The sequence below is a fragment of the Mycobacterium sp. HM-7 genome (assembly GCF_053852335.1).
This window is the reverse complement of record NZ_CM132657.1, coordinates 4,711,030-4,734,831: the sequence shown is the minus strand read 5'-3', so window position 1 is coordinate 4,734,831 and position 23,802 is coordinate 4,711,030. Positions and strand designations below refer to the sequence as shown.

Below are 23,802 nucleotides of genomic sequence, written 5' to 3'. Positions count from 1 at the left end.
CCGCTCTTCCTGATTCTCTTCAGCCTGACCACTTTTCGAGGAGTTCGCACATGTCCGATGACACCTACGATTACGTGATCGCCGGCGGCGGCACTGCCGGCTGTATCGTCGCGGCGCGCTTGTCCGAGGACCCGAATGTCAGCGTGTGTCTGCTGGAGGCCGGGCCGTCGGATGTGGGTGACCGCAACATCCTGGAGTTGTCGGAGTGGATGCACCTCCTCGACTCCGGCTACGACTGGGACTACCCGGTGGAACCGCAGGAGAAGGGCAACAGCTTCATGCGGCACGCGCGGGCGAAGGTGCTCGGCGGATGTTCGTCGCACAACTCCTGCATCGCGTTCTGGCCGCTGGCGCAGGGGCTGCGGGACTGGGAGGCGATGGGCGCCACCGGGTGGGGACCGCAGGACGTACTGCCATTTACGGCCAAGGTGGAGAACAACACCGCCACCGGCACGTATCAGGGTGTACCGCACGGGGATTCGGGACCGGTCCGCCTTCGCGACGTGCCGCCGAACGACCCGTGCGGCCAGGCGGTGATCGACTCCGCGGCCAAAGTCGGCCTGGAGACCGTGCAGTTCAACCGTGGCGACTGGACCCTCAATGCGGCCGGCTGGCTGCAGATCAACGCCAACGAGGCCGGCGAGAGGATGTCCAGCTCGCACGCGTACCTGCACCCCATCCTGGAGTCGCGGCCCAACCTCACGGTGCTGACCAACTGCTGGGTGGCCGAGGTCCTGTTCGACGACTCCGGGGACGAGCCGGTCGCGACGGGCGTGCGGTATCAGCGCCCTGACCTCACCGGCTACGACGTGGTGAACGCGACCCGCGAGGTCGTGGTCACGGCCGGGGCCATCGATACCCCGAAGCTGCTGATGCTCTCCGGAATCGGGCCGGCGGACCACCTGAACGAGGTCGGGGTGCCGGTGCGGGTCGACTCGCCCGGTGTCGGCGAGAACCTAGACGACCACGTCGAGGGCCTGGTGTTCTGGCAGGCGGCCAAGCCGATGGTCACCGATTCCACGCAGTGGTGGGAGATCGGGCTGTTCGCCACCACCGAGGTCGCCGGCGACAACGCCGATCACTCCGACCTGATGATGCATTACGGCAGCGTCCCGTTCGACATGAATACGCTGCGGCACGGTTACCCCACCACCGACAACGGATTCTGTCTGACTCCCAATGTGACACAAGGGCGTTCACGTGGAACCGTCCGGCTGGCCTCGCGGGACTTCCGGGACCGGGCGAAGGTCGACCCGCGCTACTTCACCGACCCGGAAGGTCACGATGAAAAGGTGATGCTGGCCGGTATCAGGCTGGCCCGCAAGATCGCCGAGCAGGAACCGCTGCAGGAGTGGATTGGCCGCGAGCTCGCGCCCGGACCGGATGTGCAGACCGACGAGGAGCTGCTCGCGTACATCTACAAGACGCACAACACCGTGTACCACCCGGCCGGGACCGCGCGCATGGGTGCGGTGGACGATCCGATGGCGGTGCTCGACCCCCAGTTGCGCGTCAAGGGTGTGCGCCGGCTGCGGGTGGTCGATGCCTCGGCGATGCCGAAGCTGCCGGTGGTGAATCCGAACATCACCGTGATGACCATGGCGGAGAAATGCGTCGATCTGCTTCGTACGACCTGAGTTGGGGCACGATGGCGGGGTGACCGCATCTCCCGCATCGGCTGTGGAGCTGGTGGATTTCCTCCGCGCGCATCCGCCGTTCCAGACGGCCGGTGACGCCGAGTTGCTCGAGTTGGTGGCGCAGTCGACCCTGGAACCGCACTCGACCGGGGTGGTCATCGCAGACTTCTCCCGCCACGTGCCCGATGACATCTGGATGGTCCTGACCGGCTCGGTAAACCTGCAGGAGGCCGGCGGGGCGGGCGGTGGGCAGGTGTTCGACACCATCGAGCCGGGCGGCATCTTCGGCTATGTTCCGATGCTGACCGGTGGCGGTGTCGAATTCCTCGCCCGCGCAACGGAATCCACCACCACGTTGCGACTTCGTGGCGAACTGGTCCGCGCGCAGTTCGCCAAGCCCGCGGGACTCCGGTTTCTGGCCTCGTCCGCCTCGCCGGCGCCGCACGCACCGGCGGCCCTCGCCGCCGATTCGCGATCGGTCAGCGAGTTGGTGCGGGGCGACGTGCTGATCGTCGACCCCGGCGTCTCGGTGCGCGACGCTGTCGTGCAGATGAGCGATCAGCGGGTGTCCTACGCGCTGATCCGGCTGCGCGACGGCGGTATCGGCATCTTCACCGATCGTGACCTGCGGACTCGCGTGGTCGCGGCAGGGCTGCCCGTCGATGCCCCGATCACCGAGGTGATGAGTGCGCCCGCCCAGACGGTGACCGCCGATCGAACCGCCGAGACCGTGCTGTTGGACATGCTGGAGAGCGGCATGCGCCACATGCCGGTGCTGTCGCCACGCGGTGAGGTGCTGGGCGTCCTGGAGGACGTCGACCTGCTGGCCGCGTCGGCTCGCCAGAGCTTCGTGCTGCGCCGGGCGATCGCGCAGGCGCCCGATGCCGCTGCGCTCCAACGCCATGGCCGCGAGGTGACCCACATCGCGGTCGATCTGTTTCGTACCGGGACGAAGGCGTCGGCCGCGAGCAGCATTGCATCGATCGTGCTGGACGCGTTGGTACGTAAGGCATTGGAACTCGCCCTGGCCGAAGCCGGCCCCGGGCCGACACAGGACCAGTTCGCGTGGCTCACTCTGGGCAGCATCGCCCGCCGGGAGGCCATGCCGTCCTCCGATGTGGACAGTGCGCTCAGTTGGGCTGACAGCTGTGATACCGAATGCGCGCAATTGCGGGCCATCGCGGCCCGTGCGCACGCCATCCTCGACGGTTGTGGTCTGCCGGCGGACAGCAACGGTGCGGTCGCGTCGCACCAGGCTTTCGGGCGCTCGGCCACGGACTGGGTGCAGGCCGCCGAAGGCTGGCTTGACGACCCGTTGCGCGGCAAGGGTTTGATCCTGTCCTCGCTGCTGATCGACGGCCGCGTCGTGTGGGGCAACCGGGCGTTGCACACCGTACCCACGGTGTTCCGCAGGATGCGTGACGAACATCCGAACGCCTTACGCCTGCAGCTGCTGGACGCGCTGTCCGGCAAGGTGCGCACCTGGTCGCTGCGTGATGTGCTGGCGCGGCGCGGTGGCACCTTCGACCTGAAGACGCATGCGGTGACGCCGATCGTCAATCTGGCCCGGTGGGGTGGCCTCACGGCCGACGTGACCTCGGCGTCGACTCCGGCGCGGCTTGCCGCGGCAGCCAGCACAGGCGCGCTGACGGAACGGGATTCTCGAACTCTCACAGAGGTTTTCGTCATGCTGCAGCGAATCCGGTTGGCGCACCAGGTCGAGCTGATCGCCGACGGTCGCACGCCGAACGACGTCGTCACCGTCGGTGACCTCTCGCCACTCAACCGGAGCCTGCTGGGTGACGGGTTGCGCGAGATCGCCGCGGTACAGCGGCGGGCGCGGCAATCGGGAACGCATCCCGGGCTGCGCTGAGTTCGCTCGACCGGCAATCCACCGCTTTTTCGACTTCGATGGAACCGAACGGCCCTGCTGTGCGTCATAGCAAGTCATGGGAGAACGTGATGCCGCTCGGATAGACCCCTCGGCGGTGCGGGACATCGCGCAGCGGTGTGAATCGGTCGCCGACGCCCTGGCGGTGGCGCCGCTGTTGCGGTGGTACTTCGACGGGTTCTGTGGCGGCCGTGACCACGCGGCCCGCGCCGCCGCCTTGCGCGCCGCGCTGGACCAGTCGGCCGACCAGCTTCGCGCGTGGGCGTCCGCGTCGACGGAAGCCGCAGCGGCATTGCGGGTTTCGTCGGCGCGCTACGAGGACGCCGACGCCGATCTTGCCGGCCGGTTGGTCTGATGATGGCAGCTGCGTTCGATGTCGCCGGGCGGCTCTCGGAGGGTGACCGGGCGCTGACGGTCCTCGACGAGTACGTGGCGGCGTGCCAGGTGCTGGGCTTGCCGTCTGCCGCGTCGTTGCCCGAGTTGTATCGCGCCGAGAGCGGCTTGGACCTTGCCGCGCTGTCCGCCGATGCCCGCTCGCTCGACGCCGCGGTGGTCGCCGGGCACGACGCTTTACGGTTGCAGGGCAACGGATATCGGGAGCTGGCGTCGCAGTGGTCCGGTATGGGTGGGGACGGCGCCGCAGGGTTTCTGCGCACCCTGACGGTCGCCGCTGAGGACGTGGTCGCACATCTGCAACGCAGCGCACAGGCGCTGACGACGCTGCGGGACGAATTGTGGCGCGCCGTGGACACCAAGGTCGACGCGGTGCTGCGGGCCGATGCGCAAGCCGCCGCGCACCGCGACCAGTGGAGCGCGGCAGCCCGCGCGGTCCTCGGCGGGGCCGGCGACGTCGCGGCCGCCAGCGAGATCGTCGATCAGCAGGTGAAGCCTTTCGTTCTGCAGGTGGTGTCCGGGGACCTGGTGCCCACGCTGGAGGAGGCCTCCGATGTTGTTGCGGCTGCGTATGGTTCGGCGATCGCGACGGTCACCCCGGCGGGGGTGTCGTTCGCCGTGCCATTCGTGATGACACCGGGATGGGCGCCTCCGGCGGCGTCTTTCAGCGCCGGCCCTCCGGCATATCAGGCCGCTGCGGCAGCGCCGCTCGGGACATTGGGCAACGCGGCGAGTTGGGCGCCGTCGGCTCCACCCGCGCCGGCCACGCCGCCCCCGCCGGCCGAACCCGTTGCGGCTCCCTCGATGGGTACGTCCGGAGTTCCCGAGCCGGCTCTCGGGGCCGCCGCGGCGACCCCCGCCGCGGCCGGCCTGGCCGGGGATCCCGGATTGGGTTCGACTGTGGGCGGTTTGGGCCAGCAGCTGGCCGACGCCGTCGGGGGAGCGCTGGGTTCGATGGCCGGTCTGTCGCCCGGCGCGTCCGGACTGGACGGGCTCGACGGCATCGAGGACGGGACCGCCGACAGCGATGACGGCGTCCTCGACGAGGACCACGAGGACGAGGACCACGAGGACGAGGACAAAGCAGAAGACGAGGCCGACGAGGAAGCCGAAGATGAGGTCGAAGCAGAAGACGAAAGCGCCGGCGAGGTAGCCGCAGAAGCGGGCGATCCGGCTGTCGCACAACCCCAGGCCGATCCGGAGCAGCCAACGCCGGCGCCCACCCCACCTCCGGCGCCGGTCTCCTTGCCTCCGGAACCTGTTGCCGGACAGGAGAACCCGACGGCCAAGACACCGTGTGAGATCGCCGCTGACGAGTTGCCACAAGTGGGGGAGTGAAACTCGTCCGGCGTTTCAATCGCATGCGGCCAGGGCATTCTGCCTGTGCAATTCACAGCGAAGGAGCCATGGCCGTGCCCAATTCCTCGATCAAGAACGAGAAGATGTACGAAGAACTGCGCAAGCAGGGTGATTCGAAAGAAAAAGCAGCGCGAATTTCGAATGCTGCGGCCGCACGCGGCGGTTCATCGGTCGGCCGCAAAGGCGGAAAGTCCGGTTCGTATGACGACTGGACGGTGCAGGATCTGAAAAAGCGCGCCAAAGAGCTGGGGCTGACGGGGTACTCGTCGCTGAAGAAGCGGGAACTGATCAGCGCGCTGCGCAACCACTAGCCCTTCAGCAGGGCGGCGACCTTGTCTTCGAGGGCCGGGCTCTCGGCGTCGGGATCGGCGACGGTGGTTTTCGGCAGCACTACGTCGGCGTCGGCGAAATCCTTGTACGCCTTGTCGCCCGTCAGCTGGAACAGCAGGTAGCCGGTCAGCAGGGCCCGCACCGTCTTCTGGGTGCGGCGATCCGCTCCGGGCATCCCCACCAGTTTGGACAGCCGGAAGCCCTCGGCCAGCCCGCCCGGGACGGCCTTGTCGACGGTCCGCACCGTGGCCGTCCGCCACGCGGCGGCCAGCTCGGTGGCGTTGGACTGGATGGTCACCTCGGCGCCCGGCGCGTTCAGAATCAGGCCCGGGACGCGCAGACCGGCCGCGGGCTGATCGGCGTCGGGCTTGCTGGCGGTCGGGAACACCGCGGCGACGGCCTTGAGCGGGTTGGCCGACGACCCCAGACCAGCGGCGGTGAAGATCGCGGCGGACGCACCGAAACCGTGCCCGACCAGTCCCAGCTTGGTCGGGTGGACGCTGATCTTGCCGGGACCCAGCCGTACTCCGGTGATGATGTCGAGGGTGGTGCCCAGGTCGAACGCCAGGTTCAGCACCGACGGCGCGATGCCGGTCTCGGTGTTGGGCGCGGCGGCGACGATGCCCCACGAGGCCAGATGCTCAAGCATGCCGTTGTAACGTCCGACACCCTGCAACCAGTCGTGGCCGAATGCCACGCCGGGCAGATTCAGCCCCGACTCCGGGGTGTAAACAGTGCCCGGCAGACCGGCAAAACCCAGGTCACCGCGCAGAACGCGGTGCGGGCCGCGGCGCGTCAGGGCGCCGAAGAGCTTCTTCGTCTTGGCCACGCGATGACGTTAGCGCAGTGGCCCTGGTTTGTGCGTCACGCATGCACGGTCCGGCACTCGGGCGGCTGCACTACCCTGGATAACCATGTGTGGAATCGTCGGCTATGTCGGGCAACGTCCCGCCCGCGACATCGTGGTCGACGCGCTGCGACGGATGGAATACCGCGGCTACGACTCCTCCGGCGTCGCGCTGGCCGATGGCCACGGGGGCCTGACCATCCGGCGGCGCGCCGGCCGCCTCGCCAATCTGGAAGAGGCGCTGGCCGAGACCGACCCCGCCGATCTCGGCGGCACCACCGGCATGGGGCACACCCGCTGGGCGACCCATGGCCGCCCGACCGACCGCAACGCGCATCCGCACAGCGATGCCAGCGGCAAGCTCGCGGTGGTCCACAACGGCATCATCGAGAACTTCGCGGGACTGCGCGCCGAGCTGGAAGCTGACGGCGTTGAATTCCAGAGCGACACCGACTCCGAGGTCGCCGTCCACCTGGTGGCGCAGGCCTACCGGAGCGGGCCGACGGCCGGCGACTTCGTCGCGTCGGTGCTCGCGGTGCTGCGCCGGCTCGAAGGTCACTTCACGCTGGTGTTCACCAACGCCGACGACCCTGGCACCATCATCGCGGCCCGCCGGTCCACTCCCCTGGTGGTCGGTGTCGGCGACGGTGAGATGTTCATCGGCTCCGACGTCGCGGCGTTCATCGAATACACCCGCGACGCCGTCGAGCTCGGGCAGGACCAGGCCGTGGTGATCACCGCGGACAGCTACCAGGTGCTGGACTTCGACGGCAACGACGCGTCCGACCGCGCTCGTCCTTTTCACATCGACTGGGACCTGTCGGCTGCCGAAAAGGGTGGCTACGACTACTTCATGTACAAGGAGATCGCCGAGCAGCCCACGGCCGTCTCCGACACCCTGCTCGGTCACTTCATCGACGGCAAGATCGTGCTCGACGAGCAGCGGCTGTCCGACCAGGAGCTGCGCGACGTCGACAAGGTCTTCATCGTCGCCTGCGGCACCGCGTACCACTCCGGCCTGCTCGCCAAGTACGCCATCGAGCACTGGACCCGGCTGCCGGTCGAGGTCGAGTTGGCCAGTGAGTTCCGGTACCGCGACCCCGTGCTGGACCGCAGCACCCTGGTGATCGCCATCTCGCAGTCCGGCGAGACCGCCGACACCCTGGAGGCCGTCCGGCACGCCAAGGGCCAGAAGGCCAAGGTGCTGGCCATCTGCAACACCAACGGCTCGCAGATTCCGCGCGAGGCCGACGCCGTTCTCTACACCCGGGCCGGGCCGGAGATCGGCGTCGCCGCCACCAAGACCTTCCTGGCGCAGGTCGCCGCGAACTACCTGGTCGGCCTGGCGCTGGCGCAGGCCCGCGGCACCAAGTACCCCGATGAGGTGGCCCGCGAGTACCGCGAGCTGGAGTCCATGCCGGCGTTGGTCGAGCAGGTGCTCGAGCGGCTGCAGCCGATCGCCGATCTGGGTCGGCAGTTCGCGCAGTCGCCGACCATCCTGTTCCTCGGCCGGCACGTCGGCTACCCGGTGGCCCTCGAGGGTGCGCTCAAGCTCAAGGAACTGGCGTACATGCACGCCGAGGGCTTTGCCGCCGGCGAGCTCAAGCACGGCCCCATCGCGCTGATCGACGACGATCTGCCGGTGATCGTGGTGATGCCGTCGCCCAAGGGCTCGTCGATGCTGCACGCCAAGCTGCTGAGCAACATCCGCGAGATTCAGGCCCGCGGCGCGGTCACCATCGTGATCGCCGAGGAGGGCGACGAGACGGTGCGGCCGTACGCGGACTACATCTTCGAGCTGCCGTCGACCTCGACGCTGTTCCAGCCCCTGCTGTCGACCATCCCGCTGCAGGTGTTCGCGGCGTCGGTCGCTCGCGAGCGGGGTTACGACGTGGACAAGCCGCGCAACCTGGCGAAGTCGGTCACTGTCGAGTAGGTCGCCGAATCGGCGCCGTCACTGTTGAGTTGTCAAGGTGCACAACGCTTTCAGGCTGCGCGCTAGGCAGCTACGTCCAGTCGCATGGTGCGGCGGTTGTAGGCGGGGATGGGTTGTCGCTGTGGGTCGACGGTCGCGGGTGGGATGAGCCAGGGGTGTTTGTCCAGGCCCATGACGACGTCCCAGCCGTCGTGGTGGACGTTGGCGTGGCAGGCCGGGCACAGTAGGCATCCGTTGGCCAGTGATGTTTCGCCGTGGTGGGTCCAGTGCACGATGTGGTGGGCGTGGGTACGCCCGGGTGGGGCGCCGCATTTGATGCAGCACTGATCCCGCAGGTACAGGGCTTTACGCAGAGGCGCCGGGAACAGGCGCTTGTCCCGGCCCATATCGAGGGGTACCTGCTCGCCGTCCACGATCACCGTTGTCACCGCGGTGTCGCAGGTCAACCGCTCCAGGGTCATGGTGCTGATCGACCCCATGAACTCCAACTGAGCGAGGTCCGGGGTGTCGGCGGGCACCGTCACCAACAGCTGGGTCCGCGGAGCGGAGGCGATGTCACCGCCGCGGGCGGCGATGTCCAACACGGTTTCGAGGGCGTCGGCCCGCCGCCGGGAAGCCAACCTGGTGTCGGGGGTGCCGTCCGGTTCGGGGCGCGGCGCCGACAGCTCTTCGACCGCGGCCACCAACTTGGCGCCCACTTCGGCATCCAGATCGGCCCGCACCTGCAGGCGGCCGTCACTGGTGACGCGGTGATCGAGGGTGTTGATCGAGCGGTCCTCCGCCGCCGGCAACCCACCCTCGGCGGCCGCGTGCCGGTTGCCCAGGCGCCGGGCTCGGTCACCGATCGCGGCCGGAGTGGCACCTGAGAAGAACTGCCCCAACAAATCCGTCACCTGCGCGAACCTGGCCTCCTCGCTGACCGGACCTGGTGCACGCGCCTGAATGTGGTTGATGCCCTTCACGATCGCATCGACATGCTCACCGGAGACCACCCCATCGCCGGCATGCGCCGCCAGGGTCGGCAATAACGGCAGCGCGCCACTGACACGCACCAGCCGGTCAGCCACCGACGGTGCACACCCCAACGAAATCAACAGCTCCCGCACCGTGCGGCCCTGCGCCGCTGCAACACCACTGCGGTCCAGAACTCCGGTCAGCACCGCCGCCAGATGATCGACCACATTCCGCAGCGTCATCACACACTTCGTCGCTTCCACGGCGTCGTTCCCGTCGATGTCATCGGGGACGACGACGTCACGCAGGCGGTCGAGAAGGGGGTGGAGATCCGGTGCGATTCCCATAACACATTGTATCGAACAAATGTTCGAATCGCAACCAATTTTTCGGCCCCAGATGAGCACATCGGTGACAGGTTGGGCGATCTTGGTGGAGGCAGTCCTGCCCGCGGGCTCGGTAGCGGCCGTCCGGTCCGACGGTGTCCATTCGGTCGCCTGCGGTTCGGTTGCGATGCTCAGGCACGCACGATCGACGGCCCCAAGGCTTCGTAACGGTGTGCGTCTGCGGCGGGCAACTCGGTGCCGGTCACGATGGTTTCGAAATCGCCGACGTCGGCGAACCGGCAGAAGCTGGTGACACCGAACTTGGAGTGCGCGGCCACCAGGATGCGGCGCATCGCGACTGAAACGGCCGTCTGCTTGACCGCCGCCACAGCGGGATCCGGGGTGGTCAGCCCGTGCTCGGGGGTGATGCCGTTGGTGCCGAGGTAGGCGACGTCGATGACCAGGCTGCGTAATCGCTCCACTGCCCAGTTGTCGACCGTGGCCAGGGTTCGTCCGCGCATTCGTCCGCCGAGCAACAACACCGTCACGGTCTCGCTGTGGGCGAGTGCTTCGGCGGCCAACAGCGACGACGTCACCACAGTCAGCTCCTGGTCCGCCAGCCGCTCGGCGATCAGTCGCGGGGTGAAACCCTCATCCAGATAAACGGTTTCGGCTCCGTGGAGCAGATCGGCGGCCGCGGCCGCGACCCGGTGTTTCTGGGCCAGGTCGATCTGGCTCCGGTACTCCACCGTCGATTCGAACGCTGCGGTCTCCAGCGGTATGGCTCCGCCGTGGACCCGTTTGAGCATGCGCCGTCCGGCCAGCACCTTCAGGTCGCGGCGGATGGTCTCCGACGCCACGTTCAGTTCTTCGGCCAGGGCCAGCACCTCGACCCGCCCGCGGGTGCGGGCGAACTCGACGATGCGGCGCTGGCGGCTGTCTGAATCCACGGATGACATTCTTGCGGTCCTCGCTCACCGGGCTTCGCTCAGCACCGCCCGGATCTCCTCGGGGGTGCCGGCCCGGCGCAACCGCTCCACCTCGTCCTTGTCCAGGAACACCTGGGCGATCCGGGTGAGAAGCGCCATGTGGTCCTTGCCGGCGCCGGCGATTCCGACCACGAACTCGGCGGGCTTGCCGTTCCAGTCGATGGGTTCGGGATAGCGGACGAACGAGATCCCGGAGTGGCGGATCGCGCCCTTGGCTTCGTTGGTGCCGTGCGGTATCGCCAGGCCGTTGCCCATATAGGTCGATACCGATTTCTCCCGCTCGTGCATGGCGTCGACGTAGGCCTCGTCCACGGCCCGGGCGGCGACCAGCAGTCGGCCCGCCTCCGTGATCGCGGCCTCGGCGGTGGTGGCCGAGCCGGCCAGTACGATCGAATCGAGTGACAGCACATCGTCGGACTGAGCGTCGGCAGCGGCGGGTTCGGTTGGGGGCGTGGCGGATTCGCCGGAGGGCTGAGGGGCGCCATTGGTGCGGCCCAGCAGTTCGAGGATTTCGTCGTAGCGCGGCGAGTTCATGAAGTCGTCGACCGAGACGTGGATCGCCGACGGCGTCTTCTGCCGGGCGCGGTCGGTGAGATCACGATGGGTGACAGCCAGCCCGTAGGTGTCGGTGAGATTGGAGATTGCCTGGTTGACCACCGTCACGCCAGTGAATCCCGCGTCTCGGATCTTCTTGCGTAGCACCGAGGCGCCCATCGCCGACGAACCCATGCCGGCGTCGCAGGCGAACACGATATTGGTGATGGGCGCGGTCGAGCCACCGACCAGCGCCGCGGCGACACTGGACCGCTTGCCCTTCAGTGTTTCCATTTCGGCTGTGGCGGCGGCCAGGTCGGGCTCATCGGTGGCGCGGTCGGTCTTGAGCAGTACAGAGGCCACTGCGAACGAGACGGCTGCCGCCGCGAGCACCGACAATGTGACGCCGACGTAGCTACCCGTCGCGGTCTGGGCGTAGACGGCGATGATCGAACCGGGCGCGGCCGGGGCGCGCAGGCCGGAGCCGAACAGGACGTTGACGAAGACGCCCGTCATCCCGCCGAGGATGGTGGCGGCGATCAGCTTCGGCTTCATCAGAACGTAGGGGAAGTAGATCTCGTGAATGCCGCCGAGGAACTAGATGATTGCGGCGCCGGGCGCCGATGCCTTGGCGGCGCCGCGGCCGAACACCATGAACGCCAATAGGATTCCCAGGCCGGGGCCGGGGTTGGCTTCCAGTAGGAACAGGACGGATTTGCCGGTGGCGAGCGCCTGGGTGGTGCCGAGTGGAGTGAGCACGCCATGGTTGATGGCGTTGTTGAGGAACAGCACCTTGGCAGGTTCGATGAAGATCGAGGTCAGTGGCAGCAGGTCGTGGCCGACGAGGAAGTCGACAACGTGGCCGGCGCCGCGGGTGAAGGCCGATACCACCGGACCGACACCGAAGAACCCGATGACGGCCATCGCCAGGCCGGCGATCCCGGCTGAGAAATTGTTCACCAGCATCTCGAAGCCGGGGCGGATCTTTCCGTCCCACAACGCATCCAGCCTCTTGATGACCCAGCCGCCCAAGGGCCCCATGATCATTGCGCCCATGAACATCGGAACATCGGCTCCGGCCACCACTCCCATGGTGGTGATGGCGCCGACGACGGCTCCGCGGGTGCCGTACACCATCCGGCCGCCGGTGGATCCGATGAGGATCGGGAGCAGATAGGTGATCATCGGCGCGACGATGCCGCCCTTTTCGTAGGCTCCCCAGCCACCGATGTGGGCCACCCAGCCATCCGGGTTCTGGAGCGTGTGAAAGAGGCCGGGCAGCCAGCCGGTCTTGATGAACAGTGCGGTGATCAAGCCCCACGCGATGAAGGCACCGATGTTCGGCATCACCATGTTCGACAGCGCGGTGCCGAGCTGCTGTACACGCACGCGCAGACTGACGCGCTGCGGTGTTTCCGTCGTTGCAGTCACTGTGCTGGACCTCCGCCTGACCACCTGAAGGTGATGCCCGTCACATCACCGTGTGCTATGAGTAAAGCCCATATGTGGGCATGATCGCAAGGAAATGGGCAAAAGTGGGCAGACTAATGTTTGTATTTCTGCCCGAATTGCCGTTAGAGTGACCGCAGCGTGAACCACGACACACCCGCCGGCCAGGCCGGAGAACCGGAAGGAACGCCATGAAAGCGCTGCGCTACTACGCACCAGAGGACGTCCGGCTCGAGGATGTGCCCGAGCCTGTGTGCGGGCCCGACGAGATCAAGATCCGGGTTCGCAACTGTTCGACCTGCGGCACCGATGTCAAAATCCTGCACAACGGGCATCAGAACCTGACCCCGCCGCGGACCATCGGGCATGAGATTGCCGGCGACATCGTCGACGTCGGCGCCAACGTCAACGCCACGTACGGCACCGAATGGGCCGAGGGCGACCGGGTTCAGGTGATCGCCGCCGTGCCGTGCGGCGAGTGTCACGAATGCGCCAAGGGCTGGATGGCGGTCTGCCAGAACCAGACGTCCATGGGTTACCAGTACGACGGCGGGTTCGCCGAGTACATGATCGTGCCGCGCCAGGTGCTCAAAGTCGATGGGCTGAACCGGATTCCGGACAATGTCGGATACGACGAGGCGTCGGCGGCGGAACCGTTCGCCTGTGCCATCAATGCGCAGGATCTGCTCGGCATCGAGCCGGGCGACACCGTCGTGGTGTTCGGTGCCGGCCCCATCGGGTGCATGCACATCCGCATCGCGCGCGGCGTGCACGACTGCGGGCCGGTGTACCTCGTCGACGTCAACGACGCCCGGTTGAAGATGTCGGCCGATGCGGTACACCCCGACGAGGTGATCAACGCGGCCGACACCGACGTGGTGGCGCGGGTGCTGGAGCTGACGGGTGGACGAGGCGCCGACGTGGTGATCACCGCGACCGCCGCCAACATCACCCAGGAGCAGGCCATCGCGATGGCCGCGCGCAACGGCCGCATCTCGTTCTTCGGCGGCCTGCCCAAGACCAACCCGACCATCACCTGCGATTCCAACGTGGTGCACTACCGGCAGCTGCACATCCATGGCGCCAACGGCTCTGCGCCCGAGCACAACAAGCGTGCGCTGCACTACATCTCGACCGGTCAGGTACCGGTGAAGGACTTGATCACCCGGCACATCGCGCTCGACGAGGTTCTCGATGCGTTCCGGATCGTCCAACATGGCGAGGCGATCAAGGTGACGGTGGAGCCCAGCGCGGTGCTCGTCTGAGCCTGAGTCGCCGACGGCAGACGGCCGTCGGCTCGGGCTCGGTGCCCGAATTTGACGCACATGCCAACCCCTGCCGGGCGGATCTGCGTAACCTTCGGAGCTATGCGGCACTATTTCACCGCCGAACAGATTCGCGCGGCCGAGGCGCCGCTGCTCGCGTCCCTGCCTGACGGCGTGCTCATGCGCCGGGCCGCGTACGGATTGGCGACCGCGATCGCCACCGAACTCAAGGCCCGTACGGGCGGCGTCGCGGGCCGTCAGGTCTGCGCCGTGGTGGGCTCGGGGGACAACGGCGGCGACGCGTTGTGGGCGGTGACCTTCCTGCGTCGGCGCGGTGCCGCGGCGACCGCCGTGCTCCTCAGCCCCGACCGCACGCATGCCAAGGCGCTGGCAGCCTTCCGTGAGGCCGGTGGCCGCATCGTTGAAACCATCCAGCCGACAACGGATTTGGTGATCGACGGCGTCGTCGGTATCGGCGCCACCGGACCACTGCGGCCGGCTGCCGCCGCCGTCTTCGACGCCAACACCGCGCCCGTCGTCGCCGTTGACCTGCCCAGTGGCATCGACGTCCAGACCGGCGCAGCCGACGGCCCCCACGTGCGGGCCGCGCTGACCGTCACCTTCGGGGGGCTCAAACCCGTGCACGGACTGGCCGACTGCGGCCGCGTCGAACTGATCGACATCGGTCTGGACCTGCCAGAGCCGGCATTCCTCGGATTCGACGCGCATGACGTCCGCAGTCGCTGGCCAGTGCCGCACCCGTCGGATGACAAGTACAGCCAGGGCGTCAAGGGCGTTCTCGCCGGGTCGGCGACGTATCCGGGCGCGGCGATCCTGAGCACCGGCGCCGCCGTAGCCGCGACTTCCGGCATGGTCCGGTACGCCGGCTCCGCGCACGCCGAGGTGGTGTCACACTGGCCGGAAGTCGTTGCGGCGCCGGATGCGACGGCAGCGGGGCGGGTGCAGGCCTGGGTGGTCGGCCCGGGGTTGGGCACCGATACCGCCGGCGATGAGGCACTGCGCTTCGCGCTGGCCACCGATCTGCCGGTGATCGTCGACGCCGACGCCTTGACGCTGCTGTCCGCTGATCTCGATCTGGTCGCCGACCGCACAGCGCCGACTGTGCTGACCCCGCATGCCGGTGAATTCGCCCGGCTCGCAGGGCATCCGCCGGGCTCCGATCGGGTGGCCGCGACCCGTGAACTCGCCGACCGTCTCAAAGCAACGGTCCTGTTGAAGGGCAACGTCACGGTCATCGCGGCGGCGGACGGCGCCACGTACCTGAACCCGGCCGGCCAATCCTGGGCGGCCACAGCCGGATCCGGAGATGTGCTGTCCGGCATCATCGGCGCCCTGCTGGCGTCCGGCATCGCACCCGGCGAGGCGGCGGCGATGGCGGCGTTCGTCCACGCCCGCGCGGCGGATCTCGCCGCGCATGATCCGGGTCCTCGCCCCGCGCCGACATCGGCGCACCGCATCTTGGCCCATGTCCGGGCTGCCATCGCATCGCTCTGAGAAGGGAATTTTTGTGTCGCACAAGCATGTTCGCGCATCCGTGATGAGCCCCGCCTACACCGGCAGACTCTCCACGGCGCCGGTTCCGTCACTGCGCCTGCCCGACGATCCGATGGATCCGCAGGCCGCCTACCGCTTCATCCACGACGAGTTGATGCTCGACGGCAGCTCCCGACTCAACCTCGCCACGTTCGTCACCACGTGGATGGACCCCGAGGCCGAGAAGCTGATGGCCGAGACGTTCGACAAGAACATGATCGACAAGGACGAATACCCGGCCACCGCGGCGATCGAGGCCCGGACGGTGTCCATGGTGGCCGACCTGTTCCACGCCGACGACCTGCGCGACGACGACCCGTCGTCAGCGTGCGGGGTGTCCACCATCGGTTCCAGCGAGGCGGTGATGCTGGCCGGTCTGGCCCTCAAGTGGCGGTGGCGAGAGAAGGTGGGCGACTGGAAGGGGCGCACACCCAACCTGGTGATGGGTGCCAACGTCCAGGTGGTGTGGGAGAAGTTCTGCCGCTACTTCGACGTCGAGCCGCGGTACCTGCCGATGGCCGAGGACCGCTATGTCATCACCCCCGAACAGGTGCTCGCCAATGTCGACGAGGACACCATCGGCGTCGTGGGCATCCTGGGTACCACCTTCACCGGTGAGCTCGAACCCATCGCCGAGATCTGCGAGGCCCTGGACAAGCTCGCCGCCGACGGCGGGGTGGACGTGCCGGTGCACGTCGACGCCGCCAGCGGTGGTTTCGTGGTCCCGTTCCTGCACCCGCATCTGCAGTGGGACTTCCGGTTGCCGCGGGTGGTGTCGATCAACGTCAGTGGCCACAAGTACGGGCTGACGTACCCCGGCATCGGGTTCGTGGTCTGGCGCAGCGCGGAGCACCTGCCCGAGGACCTCGTCTTCCGGGTCAACTACCTCGGCGGCGATATGCCGACCTTCACGCTGAACTTCTCCCGGCCGGGCAACCAGGTGGTCGGCCAGTACTACAACTTCCTGCGTCTCGGCCGGGCCGGCTACTCGCAGATCATGCACTGCCTGTCGGACACCGCGCGCTGGATCGGTGACGAGCTGCGCAAGAGCGAGCACTTCGAGGTGATCACCGACGGCTCGGCCATCCCGGTGCTCGCCTGTCGGCTCAAGGGCAGGCGGCCGTACACCGAGTTCGACGTGTCACACGCGCTGCGCGCCTACGGCTGGCAGGTGCCGGCCTACACCATGCCCGAGGGTGCGACGGACATCGCGGTGTTGCGCGTGGTGGTGCGGGAAGGCTTCTCCGCGGATCTGGCCCGTGCGTTGCGAGACGACCTGATCACGGTCCTGAACAGCTTGGATGAGCTCAAGCCGAAAGGCCAGTTCGACGACGTGCAGCCCTTCGCGCATTAGCGTCTGGGAGAATCGGAAGCGATATGAGCTCGCCCGATCCCCAACCTGCTGCCCAGGCCGTCATCGACCTGGGCGCAATTGCGCACAACGTGCGCCTTTTGCGGGAGCGCGCAGCCGGCGCCGCGGTGATGGCGGTGGTCAAGGCCGACGGTTACGGGCACGGTGCGCCGCAGGTCGCGCGCGCCGCCCTCGCCGCCGGGGCCGCCGAACTGGGTGTCACCAACGTCACTGAGGCGCTGGCACTGCGACAGGCCGGGATCGAGGCGCCGGTGCTGTCCTGGCTGAACCTGCCCGGCACCGACTTCGCCCCGGCGCTCGCCGCCGATGTACAAGTCGCGGTCTCTTCGGTGCGTCAGTTCGGCGACGTGCTCGATGCGGTGCGCCGCAGCGGCGCGCCTGCCACCCTGACCGTCAAGGTCGACACCGGCCTCAGCCGCAATGGGGTCAGCCCGGCGGAGTACCCGGATCTGCTCGACGCCATCGCGCGGGCCGCCGCCGACGGTGCGGTGCGCCCCCGCGGCATCATGAGCCACCTCGCGTGCGGCGACGACCCGCGGCACCCGATGAACGACACCCAGGCCGCCCGCCTCACCGCGGCCCGGGAACAGGCGGCGGCCGCCGGCGTGCACTTCGAGGTGGCGCACCTGGCCAACTCGCCCGCGACGCTGACCCGGCCCGATCTGCATTTCGATGTGGTGCGGCCCGGTATCGCGGTGTACGGGCAGACGCCGATTCCCGCACTCGGGGATTTCGGGTTGCGGCCCGTCATGACGCTGAAATGCCCTGTCGCCGCGGTCCGTTCGATCAAGGCCGGTGACGGGGTGTCGTATGGACACACCTGGATCGCCGATCGCGACACCACCGTCGGGCTGATCCCGCTCGGCTACGCCGATGGGGTTTTCCGCGGCCTGGGCGGACGCATCGACGTCAGCATCAACGGCACCCGGTACCGCAATGTCGGGCGAATCTGTATGGACCAGTTCGTCGTTGACCTCGGGCCCGACGGTGCCGGCGTCGAGGTGGGCGACGAGGCGGTGCTGTTTGGCTCGGGCGCTTCCGGTGAGCCGACGGCGCAGGACTGGGCCGAACTGCTGGGCACCATCAACTACGAAGTCGTGACCAGTCCACGCGGCAGGATCGCCCGGACTTACCGTGAGTCGACAGGCTGACGTCCATGAGCGACAACAATAATGCCCGGTGGCTGGCGGGCATGGCCGGTCTCACTGCCGTGGGGTCGGTCGCCGGGATCAGCGTGGCTCGTTCACTGCGCCGACGTGGTGGCGAAGACCCCTACGCCGGTGAGGATTTCGCCACGCTGGATGCCGACCGCGGATACGTCGTGACGGCCACCGACGGCGTGCCACTGGCGGTGCGCGAGGTCGGCCCGAAAGAGGCCCGATTGACGGTGCTCTTCGCGCACGGTTTCTGTAACAGCATGGGCTCCTTCCATTTTCAGCGCGCCCGGCTGGCCGAGCGGTGGGGCGATCAGGTCCGGATGGTGTTCTACGACCAGCGTGGTCACGGCCGGTCCTCGGCGGGCCCCACCGATTCGTACACCGTGCCGCAACTGGGGCAGGACCTCGAATCGGTGATGCGGGTGATGGCGCCGCGTGGTCCCGTGGTGCTGGTCGGCCATTCGATGGGCGGTATGACGGTCCTGTCCCACGCCCGTCAATTCCCGCACAACTACCCGGCACGGGTGTGTGGCGTGGCGATCCTCGCTTCTGCCGCACAAGGGGTTACCCGATCGCCGTTGGGTGAGGTGCTGCAGAACCCGGCGCTCGAGGCGGCAAAGGCGGCGGTGCGGTTCGCGCCCGGAGCGGTCAGTGCGGGCCGTGGTGCGGCAAAGGCCGTCATCGGCCCGGTGCTCAAAGCCGCGTCGTTCGGTGATGACGCTGTCAGCCCGTCGGTGGCGCGGTATGTCGAGAAGATGACGCACAACACGTCGATCCGGACGACCGTCGAGTTCCTGCACGCACTGGAAACCCATGACGAGGCCGGTGCGCTGCCGGTGCTGCAGCACGTACCCACGCTGATCGCCTGCGGCGACCACGATTTGCTCACCCCGCTCGCCAAGTCCCAGGCGATGGCCCGGCAACTGCCGAAGTCCGAGCTGGTGATCGTCGAAGGGGCGGGACACATGGTGCACATGGAGCAACCTGAATTGATCAACGAGGCGCTGGAGCGCTTCGTCGAGCACGCCACGCCATCACGTCTGGTGGCGCTGACCCGGCATTTGCGTGGAAAGGCCAAGCGCAATGGATGATTCGCACGGCACCGTGCACCTGCCGACCGAGGCCGACACCAAGGCCCTCGGTGCCCGGTTCGGCGCCGAGCTGCGGGTCGGCGACGTCGTGGTGCTCACCGGCCCGCTCGGCGCCGGAAAGACCATGCTGGCCAAGGGTATTGCGCAGGGTATGGACGTCGAGGGTGCGGTGACGTCACCGTCGTACGTGTTGGCCCGCGTGCATCCCGCCCGTCGCGCCGGGCACCCCGCGATGGTGCACGTCGACATGTACCGGCTGCTCGACTCGGGCAGCACCGACCTGCTCGGAGAACTCGACTCGCTTGACCTCGACACCGACCTCGATGACGCCGTGGTGGTCGTCGAATGGGGCGAGGGTTTGGCCGAGCGACTGTCGGCCAGCCATCTGGACATCCGGTTGGAGCGCGCCGACGACGACACCCGCACCGCTGTCTGGCATTGGAGCCGCGCATGATTCTGGCTATCGACACTGCGACCCCCGCGGTGACCGCGGGAGTCGCTCGGCGCACCGCGGCCGGCGTCGACGTGCTGGCCGAACGGATCACCGTCGATGCCCGCGCGCACGCCGAGCAGCTGACGCCCAATGTGATTGCCGCCGTTGCTGATGCCGGTATCACGTTCGCCGACCTGGACGCCGTGGTCGTCGGGTGTGGGCCGGGTCCGTTCACCGGGCTGCGCGTCGGCATGGCCACCGCGGCGGCATACGGACAGGCACTCGGTATCCCGGTGTACGGCGTGTGCAGCCTGGATGCGATCGCCCCCGAGACGCCCGGAGAACTGTTGGTGGTAACCGATGCCCGTCGCCGTGAGGTGTACTGGGCGCGGTACCGCGACGGCGTACGCGTCGACGGGCCAGCCGTGAGCGCCGCGGCGGACGTCGCCCCGGGGTCGGGTTCGGTCGCAGGTCCGGCCACGCAGGCCGCGTTGTTCTCGCTGCCGTCGCTGGCGGTCGAGTACCCGACCGTGACCGGCCTGGTGACCGCCGCCGGCTGGGACCAGCCGCCCGCCGCGCTGGTGCCGCTGTACCTGCGCCGTCCCGACGCGAAAACGCTTGCCGAGCGGGGACTCTCGTGACCGCCGAATACGGGCCGTTGACGGTCGGTGACGCCGACCGGTGCGGCGAACTGGAAGCGCTGCTGTTCCCGGGCGACGACCCGTGGCCGGCCGTGGCGTTCATCCGCGAACTCGACTCGGACCACAACCACTACGTCGCGGCGCGGGACGGCAAGCTTCTGGTGGGATATGCCGGCATCAGCCGGCTGGGCCGGAAACCGCCGTTCGAGTACGAGGTGCACACCATCGGCGTCGATCCGGCGTATCAGGGGCAGGGGATCGGCCGGGCGCTGCTGGCGCGGCTGTTGACCATCGCCGACGGTGGCACCGTGTTCCTGGAGGTTCGCACCGACAACGATGCGGCGATCGGGCTGTACGAAAGCGTCGGGTTCGTGAAGATGAGTGTGCGCAAGCGGTATTACCGGATCAGCGGCGCGGACGCGTACACCATGCGGCGGGACGCGGATGTGAGGAGCGATTCAGTCTCATGACAATCATCTTGGCAATCGAAAGTTCTTGTGACGAAACAGGCGTCGGCATCTGCGAGCTGGCCGTAGAGAAGGACGGGTCGGTACGCGTTTCGTTGTTGGCCGACGAGGTTGCATCGAGCGTCGACGAACACACCCGCTACGGCGGCGTGGTTCCCGAGATCGCCTCGCGCGCGCACCTGGAGTCGTTGGGACCCACCATGAGCCGGGCGTTGGAAACCGCCGGTATCGACCGGCCCGACGTGGTTGCGGCCACCATCGGACCCGGCCTGGCCGGGGCGTTGTTGGTGGGTGTGGCTGCGGCCAAGGCCTATTCGGCGGCGTGGGGTGTGCCCTTCTACGGCGTCAACCACCTCGGCGGGCACCTGGCTGCGGACGTCTACGACCACGGCCCGCTGCCCGAGAGCGTCGGCCTGCTGGTATCGGGTGGCCACACGCATCTGCTGCACGTCCGATCGCTGGGTGAGCCCATCGAGGAGCTCGGCAGCACCGTCGACGACGCAGCCGGTGAGGCGTACGACAAGGTGGCCCGACTGCTTGGCCTCGGCTACCCCGGCGGCCGGGTACTCGACGAACTGGCCCGCCGGGGCGACCGGGACGCCATCGTGTTCCCGCGCGGCATGACCGGGCCGCGAGATGACCCGTACGCCTTCAGCTTTTCCGGTCTCAAGACCGCCGTCGCACGCCACATGGAGAAACACCCGGACGCCTCGCATGCCGACGTGGCGGCCGGTTTCCAGGAGGCTGTCGCGGATGTGTTGACCCGCAAGGCCGTTCGCGCGGCCACTGACCTCGGGGTGTCGACGCTGCTGATCGCCGGGGGAGTGGCCGCCAATTCGCGTCTGCGTGAGCTGGCCGAAGAGCGTTGCGCCGAGGCCGGTTTGACGCTTCGGGTGCCGCGGCCGCGACTGTGCACCGACAATGGCGCCATGATCGCCTCGTTCGCCGCGCACCTGATCGCGGCGGGAGCCAAGCCGTCGCGTCTCGACGTGCCGAGCGACCCGGGGCTACCGGTCGTGAAGGGTCAGATCGCGTGAGCCTGCAAGATCTGGCAGACAAGCTGGCCATCACCGAACTGCTGTACCGGTATGCCGAACTGATCGATGCCGGCGACTTCGACGGGGTGGGAGAGCTGTTGGGACGCAGCCGGTTCGGCGGGCCGACGTCCGGCAGCGTCGAGGGCCGGCACTTGATCGCCAACACTTTCGCCCGCACCACCCGCCGGTTCCCCGAGCACGGAAACACGCCGCGGACCCGGCATCTGGTGCTCAACCCGATCGTCGAACTCGACGGTGATACCGCCCATGCGCGGTCGACGTTCTGCGTGGTGCAGGAGACCGATACGGTGCCGCTGCAACCCATCGTGGTGGGCCGGTATGTCGACACGTTCGCGCGCGACGACGCCGGCTGGTACTTCACCGAACGCGTCGTGGATGTTCAGATGGTCGGCAACGTGTCCGACCACCTGAACATCACTTTGGGATGAGCGGCAGGCGCAACGCCCCCGGAGCGCCTTCAGGTACGACGGGTTTGACGGGCGCGACGGCCTCGACCCGGCGGTAGGGCTGCCCCTGCTCGGGGCGCGGGTCGACCTCGCCCTTGTTGGGCCACATCGCCGCCGCCCGCTCCGCCTGAGCGCTGATGGTCAGCGACGGGTTCACCCCGAGATTCGCTGAAACCGCCGACCCATCAACGACACTCAGGGTCGGGTAGCCGTAGACCCGGTGGTACGGATCGATGACGGCCTGCGAAGGGTCCGAGCCGATGGCGCAACCGCCGAGGAAATGCGCCGTCATGGGGATGTTGAACAGCTCACCCCACGTGCCTGCCGTGACGCCGTCGATCTTCTCGGCGACCCTGCGGGTCGCGTCGTTGCCGGCCGGGATCCATGTCGGATTGGGCTGGCCGTGTCCCTGTTTGCTCGACAGGTGCCGGCCGCGCAGCCCCCGCTTGGTGAACGTGGTGATCGAGTTGTCCAGGTTCTGCATCACCAGCGAAATCACCGTGCGCTCACTCCAATTGCCGACCGTCAGCACCCGCAGCAGCGCGCGCGGATGCTTCACCGCCAGGCCGAGGGCCTTCAGCCAGCGCGGCCACCGGCCGCCGCCGTCGGTCATCAAGGTCTGCAACAGACCCATCGCGTTGGAGCCCTTGCCGTAGCGCACCGACTCGATATGGGTGTCGCTGGTCGGGTGGAACGACGACGTGATGGCTACGCCGCGCGTCAGGTCCAGCGCCGGGTCGACCTTGTATTTCATTGCGCCGACGATGGATTCGGAGTTGGTGCGGGTGAGCACCCCGAGCCGGTCCGACAGCTGGGGCAGGGTGCCCCTGTCCTTCATCTTGTGCAGCAGGTTCTGGGTGCCCCAGGTGCCGGCCGCCAGGACGACGTGCCGCGCGGTGAAGGTACGACGGTTCGTACGCAGGGTGCGGCCGGTGCGCACGGTGTCGATCTCCCAGATGCCGCTCGGGCTCTGCCGTACGGAGTCGACCGTCGTCAGCGGATGCACTGTGGCGCCGGCATTCTCGGCGAGGCCGAGGTAGTTCTTCAGCAGCGTGTTCTTGGCGCCGTAGCGACAGCCCGTCATGCAGCTACCGCATTCGATGCACCCGGTGCGGTCGGGCCCGGCGCCGCCGAAGAACGGATCCCGGACCGTTTTGCCGGGTTCGCCGAAGAACACCCCGACCGGCGTCTGGACGAACGTGTCGCCCACACCCATGTCGTCGGCGACCGATTTCATGATGTCGTCGGCCGGAGTCATGCTCGGGTTGATCACCACCCCGAGCATGCGCCTGGCCTGGTCGTAGAAGGGCGACAGCTCTTCGGACCAGTCGGTGATGTGAGCCCACTGCGGGTCGTTGAAGAATGTCGCGGGCGGCTTGTAAAGGGTGTTCGCGTAGTTCAGCGACCCACCACCGACGCCCGCTCCGGCCAGGATGATGACGTCACGCAGCATGTGGATGCGCTGAATGCCGAAGCACCCCAGCCTGGGCGCCCACACGAATTTCTGGACGTCCCAACTGGTTTTCGGAAACTGGTCGTCGGTGAACCGGCGCCCGGCCTCCAGGATACCGACGCGATAGCCCTTCTCGGTCAACCGCAGCGCGGTGACGCTGCCCCCGAATCCGGACCCGACGACGATCACGTCATAGTCGGTGTTGGACATGTACTTCTCC

General features: G+C 67.8%; 20 protein-coding genes and 1 pseudogene. 16 read left to right on the top strand and 5 right to left on the bottom strand.

Annotation, left to right across the window (positions count from 1 at the left end; translation table 11 throughout):
* The first annotated feature begins 50 nt into the window (after nt 1-50).
* From ACWW1C_RS22800 to ACWW1C_RS22780, 5 genes are all read left to right on the top strand, one after another.
* The gene (locus ACWW1C_RS22800; protein WP_455980391.1) at nt 51-1,637 is read left to right on the top strand and encodes a GMC family oxidoreductase; all 1,587 of its coding nucleotides are present in this window, start codon (nt 51-53) and stop codon (nt 1,635-1,637) included.
* Nucleotides 1,638-1,656: 19 nt separating this feature from the next.
* Nucleotides 1,657-3,510: a putative nucleotidyltransferase substrate binding domain-containing protein gene (locus ACWW1C_RS22795; protein WP_455980390.1), complete on the top strand. Its 1,854-nt coding sequence runs from the start codon at nt 1,657-1,659 to the stop codon at nt 3,508-3,510.
* Nucleotides 3,511-3,586: 76 nt separating this feature from the next.
* Nucleotides 3,587-3,883 carry a type VII secretion target gene (locus ACWW1C_RS22790; protein WP_455980389.1) on the top strand — a complete coding sequence of 99 codons (297 nt, stop codon included), beginning with the start codon at nt 3,587-3,589 and terminating at the stop codon, nt 3,881-3,883.
* Nucleotides 3,884-3,885: 2 nt separating this feature from the next.
* Nucleotides 3,886-5,259: a hypothetical protein gene (locus tag ACWW1C_RS22785; RefSeq protein WP_455980388.1), complete on the top strand. Its 1,374-nt coding sequence runs from the start codon at nt 3,886-3,888 to the stop codon at nt 5,257-5,259.
* Nucleotides 5,260-5,333: 74 nt separating this feature from the next.
* Nucleotides 5,334-5,591: a DUF7218 family protein gene (locus tag ACWW1C_RS22780; protein WP_455984398.1), complete on the top strand. Its 258-nt coding sequence runs from the start codon at nt 5,334-5,336 to the stop codon at nt 5,589-5,591.
* Here the strand turns inward: ACWW1C_RS22780 and ACWW1C_RS22775 are convergent.
* Nucleotides 5,588-6,439 carry a dienelactone hydrolase family protein gene (locus tag ACWW1C_RS22775; protein ID WP_455980387.1) on the bottom strand — a complete coding sequence of 284 codons (852 nt, stop codon included), beginning with the start codon at nt 6,437-6,439 and terminating at the stop codon, nt 5,588-5,590. The genes ACWW1C_RS22780 and ACWW1C_RS22775 overlap by 4 nt on opposite strands.
* An 85-nt stretch (nt 6,440-6,524) precedes the next feature.
* Here ACWW1C_RS22775 and glmS point away from each other — a divergent pair, with 85 nt between their 5' ends.
* Nucleotides 6,525-8,393, top strand: coding sequence for a glutamine--fructose-6-phosphate transaminase (isomerizing) (gene glmS, locus ACWW1C_RS22770; RefSeq protein ID WP_455980386.1), 1,869 nt, complete (start codon nt 6,525-6,527; stop codon nt 8,391-8,393).
* A 62-nt stretch (nt 8,394-8,455) separates the two neighbouring features.
* Here the strand turns inward: glmS and ACWW1C_RS22765 are convergent, their stop codons facing one another.
* From ACWW1C_RS22765 to ACWW1C_RS22755, 3 genes and pseudogenes are all read right to left on the bottom strand, one after another.
* Nucleotides 8,456-9,694 (bottom strand): DUF222 domain-containing protein, encoded by a 1,239-nt coding sequence (locus ACWW1C_RS22765; RefSeq protein ID WP_455980385.1) that lies wholly within the window; start codon nt 9,692-9,694, stop codon nt 8,456-8,458.
* Nucleotides 9,695-9,864: 170 nt separating this feature from the next.
* Nucleotides 9,865-10,623, bottom strand: coding sequence for a DeoR/GlpR family DNA-binding transcription regulator (locus tag ACWW1C_RS22760; RefSeq protein WP_455980384.1), 759 nt, complete (start codon nt 10,621-10,623; stop codon nt 9,865-9,867).
* A gap of 24 nt (nt 10,624-10,647) precedes the next feature.
* Nucleotides 10,648-12,549: pseudogene (locus ACWW1C_RS22755) on the bottom strand (PTS mannitol transporter subunit IICBA).
* A gap of 287 nt (nt 12,550-12,836) precedes the next feature.
* Here ACWW1C_RS22755 and ACWW1C_RS22750 point away from each other — a divergent pair.
* The 10 genes from ACWW1C_RS22750 to ACWW1C_RS22705 all read left to right on the top strand — a co-directional run bounded on the left by ACWW1C_RS22750 (nt 12,837) and on the right by ACWW1C_RS22705 (nt 22,111).
* Nucleotides 12,837-13,910, top strand: a complete 1,074-nt coding sequence (locus ACWW1C_RS22750; RefSeq protein WP_455980383.1) for a zinc-dependent dehydrogenase — start codon at nt 12,837-12,839, stop codon at nt 13,908-13,910.
* Nucleotides 13,911-14,012: 102 nt separating this feature from the next.
* On the top strand, nt 14,013-15,425 hold the full coding sequence (locus tag ACWW1C_RS22745; RefSeq protein WP_455980382.1) for an NAD(P)H-hydrate dehydratase: 1,413 nt from the start codon (nt 14,013-14,015) through the stop codon (nt 15,423-15,425).
* A complete protein-coding gene (locus ACWW1C_RS22740) occupies nt 15,397-16,818 on the top strand; it encodes a glutamate decarboxylase (protein ID WP_455980381.1) in 1,422 nt (473 codons plus the stop codon). Before ACWW1C_RS22745 ends, ACWW1C_RS22740 begins: the two co-directional genes overlap by 29 nt.
* 23 nt (nt 16,819-16,841) lie before the next feature.
* On the top strand, nt 16,842-17,987 hold the full coding sequence (alr, locus tag ACWW1C_RS22735) for an alanine racemase (RefSeq protein ID WP_455980380.1): 1,146 nt from the start codon (nt 16,842-16,844) through the stop codon (nt 17,985-17,987).
* 5 nt (nt 17,988-17,992) lie between these two features.
* A complete protein-coding gene (locus tag ACWW1C_RS22730; RefSeq protein WP_455980379.1) occupies nt 17,993-19,084 on the top strand; it encodes an alpha/beta fold hydrolase in 1,092 nt (363 codons plus the stop codon).
* Nucleotides 19,077-19,538, top strand: a complete 462-nt coding sequence (tsaE, locus tag ACWW1C_RS22725; RefSeq protein WP_455980378.1) for a tRNA (adenosine(37)-N6)-threonylcarbamoyltransferase complex ATPase subunit type 1 TsaE — start codon at nt 19,077-19,079, stop codon at nt 19,536-19,538. Before ACWW1C_RS22730 ends, tsaE begins: the two co-directional genes overlap by 8 nt.
* A complete protein-coding gene (gene tsaB, locus ACWW1C_RS22720) occupies nt 19,535-20,158 on the top strand; it encodes a tRNA (adenosine(37)-N6)-threonylcarbamoyltransferase complex dimerization subunit type 1 TsaB (protein ID WP_455980377.1) in 624 nt (207 codons plus the stop codon). Before tsaE ends, tsaB begins: the two co-directional genes overlap by 4 nt.
* Nucleotides 20,155-20,628: a ribosomal protein S18-alanine N-acetyltransferase gene (rimI, locus tag ACWW1C_RS22715; RefSeq protein WP_455980376.1), complete on the top strand. Its 474-nt coding sequence runs from the start codon at nt 20,155-20,157 to the stop codon at nt 20,626-20,628. The genes tsaB and rimI overlap by 4 nt, the downstream gene beginning before the upstream one ends.
* Nucleotides 20,625-21,662, top strand: a complete 1,038-nt coding sequence (gene tsaD, locus ACWW1C_RS22710) for a tRNA (adenosine(37)-N6)-threonylcarbamoyltransferase complex transferase subunit TsaD (RefSeq protein WP_455980375.1) — start codon at nt 20,625-20,627, stop codon at nt 21,660-21,662. The genes rimI and tsaD overlap by 4 nt, the downstream gene beginning before the upstream one ends.
* On the top strand, nt 21,659-22,111 hold the full coding sequence (locus ACWW1C_RS22705; RefSeq protein WP_455980374.1) for a nuclear transport factor 2 family protein: 453 nt from the start codon (nt 21,659-21,661) through the stop codon (nt 22,109-22,111). The genes tsaD and ACWW1C_RS22705 overlap by 4 nt, the downstream gene beginning before the upstream one ends.
* On the opposite strand, the gene ACWW1C_RS22700 is transcribed toward ACWW1C_RS22705, so the two are convergent.
* A complete protein-coding gene (locus ACWW1C_RS22700; RefSeq protein WP_455980373.1) occupies nt 22,098-23,792 on the bottom strand; it encodes a GMC oxidoreductase in 1,695 nt (564 codons plus the stop codon). The two genes, ACWW1C_RS22705 and ACWW1C_RS22700, sit on opposite strands and share 14 nt — an antisense overlap.
* Between the last annotated feature and the right edge of the window lie 10 nt (nt 23,793-23,802).

Excerpts from the sequence above, each read along its gene's own strand:
- ACWW1C_RS22800 (WP_455980391.1), top strand. The coding sequence starts at position 51 with ATGTCCGATGACACCTACGATTACGTGATCGCCGGCGGCGGCACTGCC.
- ACWW1C_RS22790 (WP_455980389.1), top strand. The coding sequence starts at position 3,587 with ATGGGAGAACGTGATGCCGCTCGGATAGACCCCTCGGCGGTGCGGGAC.
- ACWW1C_RS22785 (WP_455980388.1), top strand. The coding sequence starts at position 3,886 with ATGGCAGCTGCGTTCGATGTCGCCGGGCGGCTCTCGGAGGGTGACCGG.
- glmS (WP_455980386.1), top strand. The coding sequence starts at position 6,525 with ATGTGTGGAATCGTCGGCTATGTCGGGCAACGTCCCGCCCGCGACATC.
- ACWW1C_RS22765 (WP_455980385.1), bottom strand. The coding sequence starts at position 9,694 with ATGGGAATCGCACCGGATCTCCACCCCCTTCTCGACCGCCTGCGTGAC.
- ACWW1C_RS22750 (WP_455980383.1), top strand. The coding sequence starts at position 12,837 with ATGAAAGCGCTGCGCTACTACGCACCAGAGGACGTCCGGCTCGAGGAT.
- ACWW1C_RS22745 (WP_455980382.1), top strand. The coding sequence starts at position 14,013 with ATGCGGCACTATTTCACCGCCGAACAGATTCGCGCGGCCGAGGCGCCG.
- ACWW1C_RS22740 (WP_455980381.1), top strand. The coding sequence starts at position 15,397 with ATGTCCGGGCTGCCATCGCATCGCTCTGAGAAGGGAATTTTTGTGTCG.
- alr (WP_455980380.1), top strand. The coding sequence starts at position 16,842 with ATGAGCTCGCCCGATCCCCAACCTGCTGCCCAGGCCGTCATCGACCTG.
- ACWW1C_RS22730 (WP_455980379.1), top strand. The coding sequence starts at position 17,993 with ATGAGCGACAACAATAATGCCCGGTGGCTGGCGGGCATGGCCGGTCTC.
- tsaE (WP_455980378.1), top strand. The coding sequence starts at position 19,077 with ATGGATGATTCGCACGGCACCGTGCACCTGCCGACCGAGGCCGACACC.
- tsaB (WP_455980377.1), top strand. The coding sequence starts at position 19,535 with ATGATTCTGGCTATCGACACTGCGACCCCCGCGGTGACCGCGGGAGTC.
- tsaD (WP_455980375.1), top strand. The coding sequence starts at position 20,625 with ATGACAATCATCTTGGCAATCGAAAGTTCTTGTGACGAAACAGGCGTC.
- ACWW1C_RS22700 (WP_455980373.1), bottom strand. The coding sequence starts at position 23,792 with ATGTCCAACACCGACTATGACGTGATCGTCGTCGGGTCCGGATTCGGG.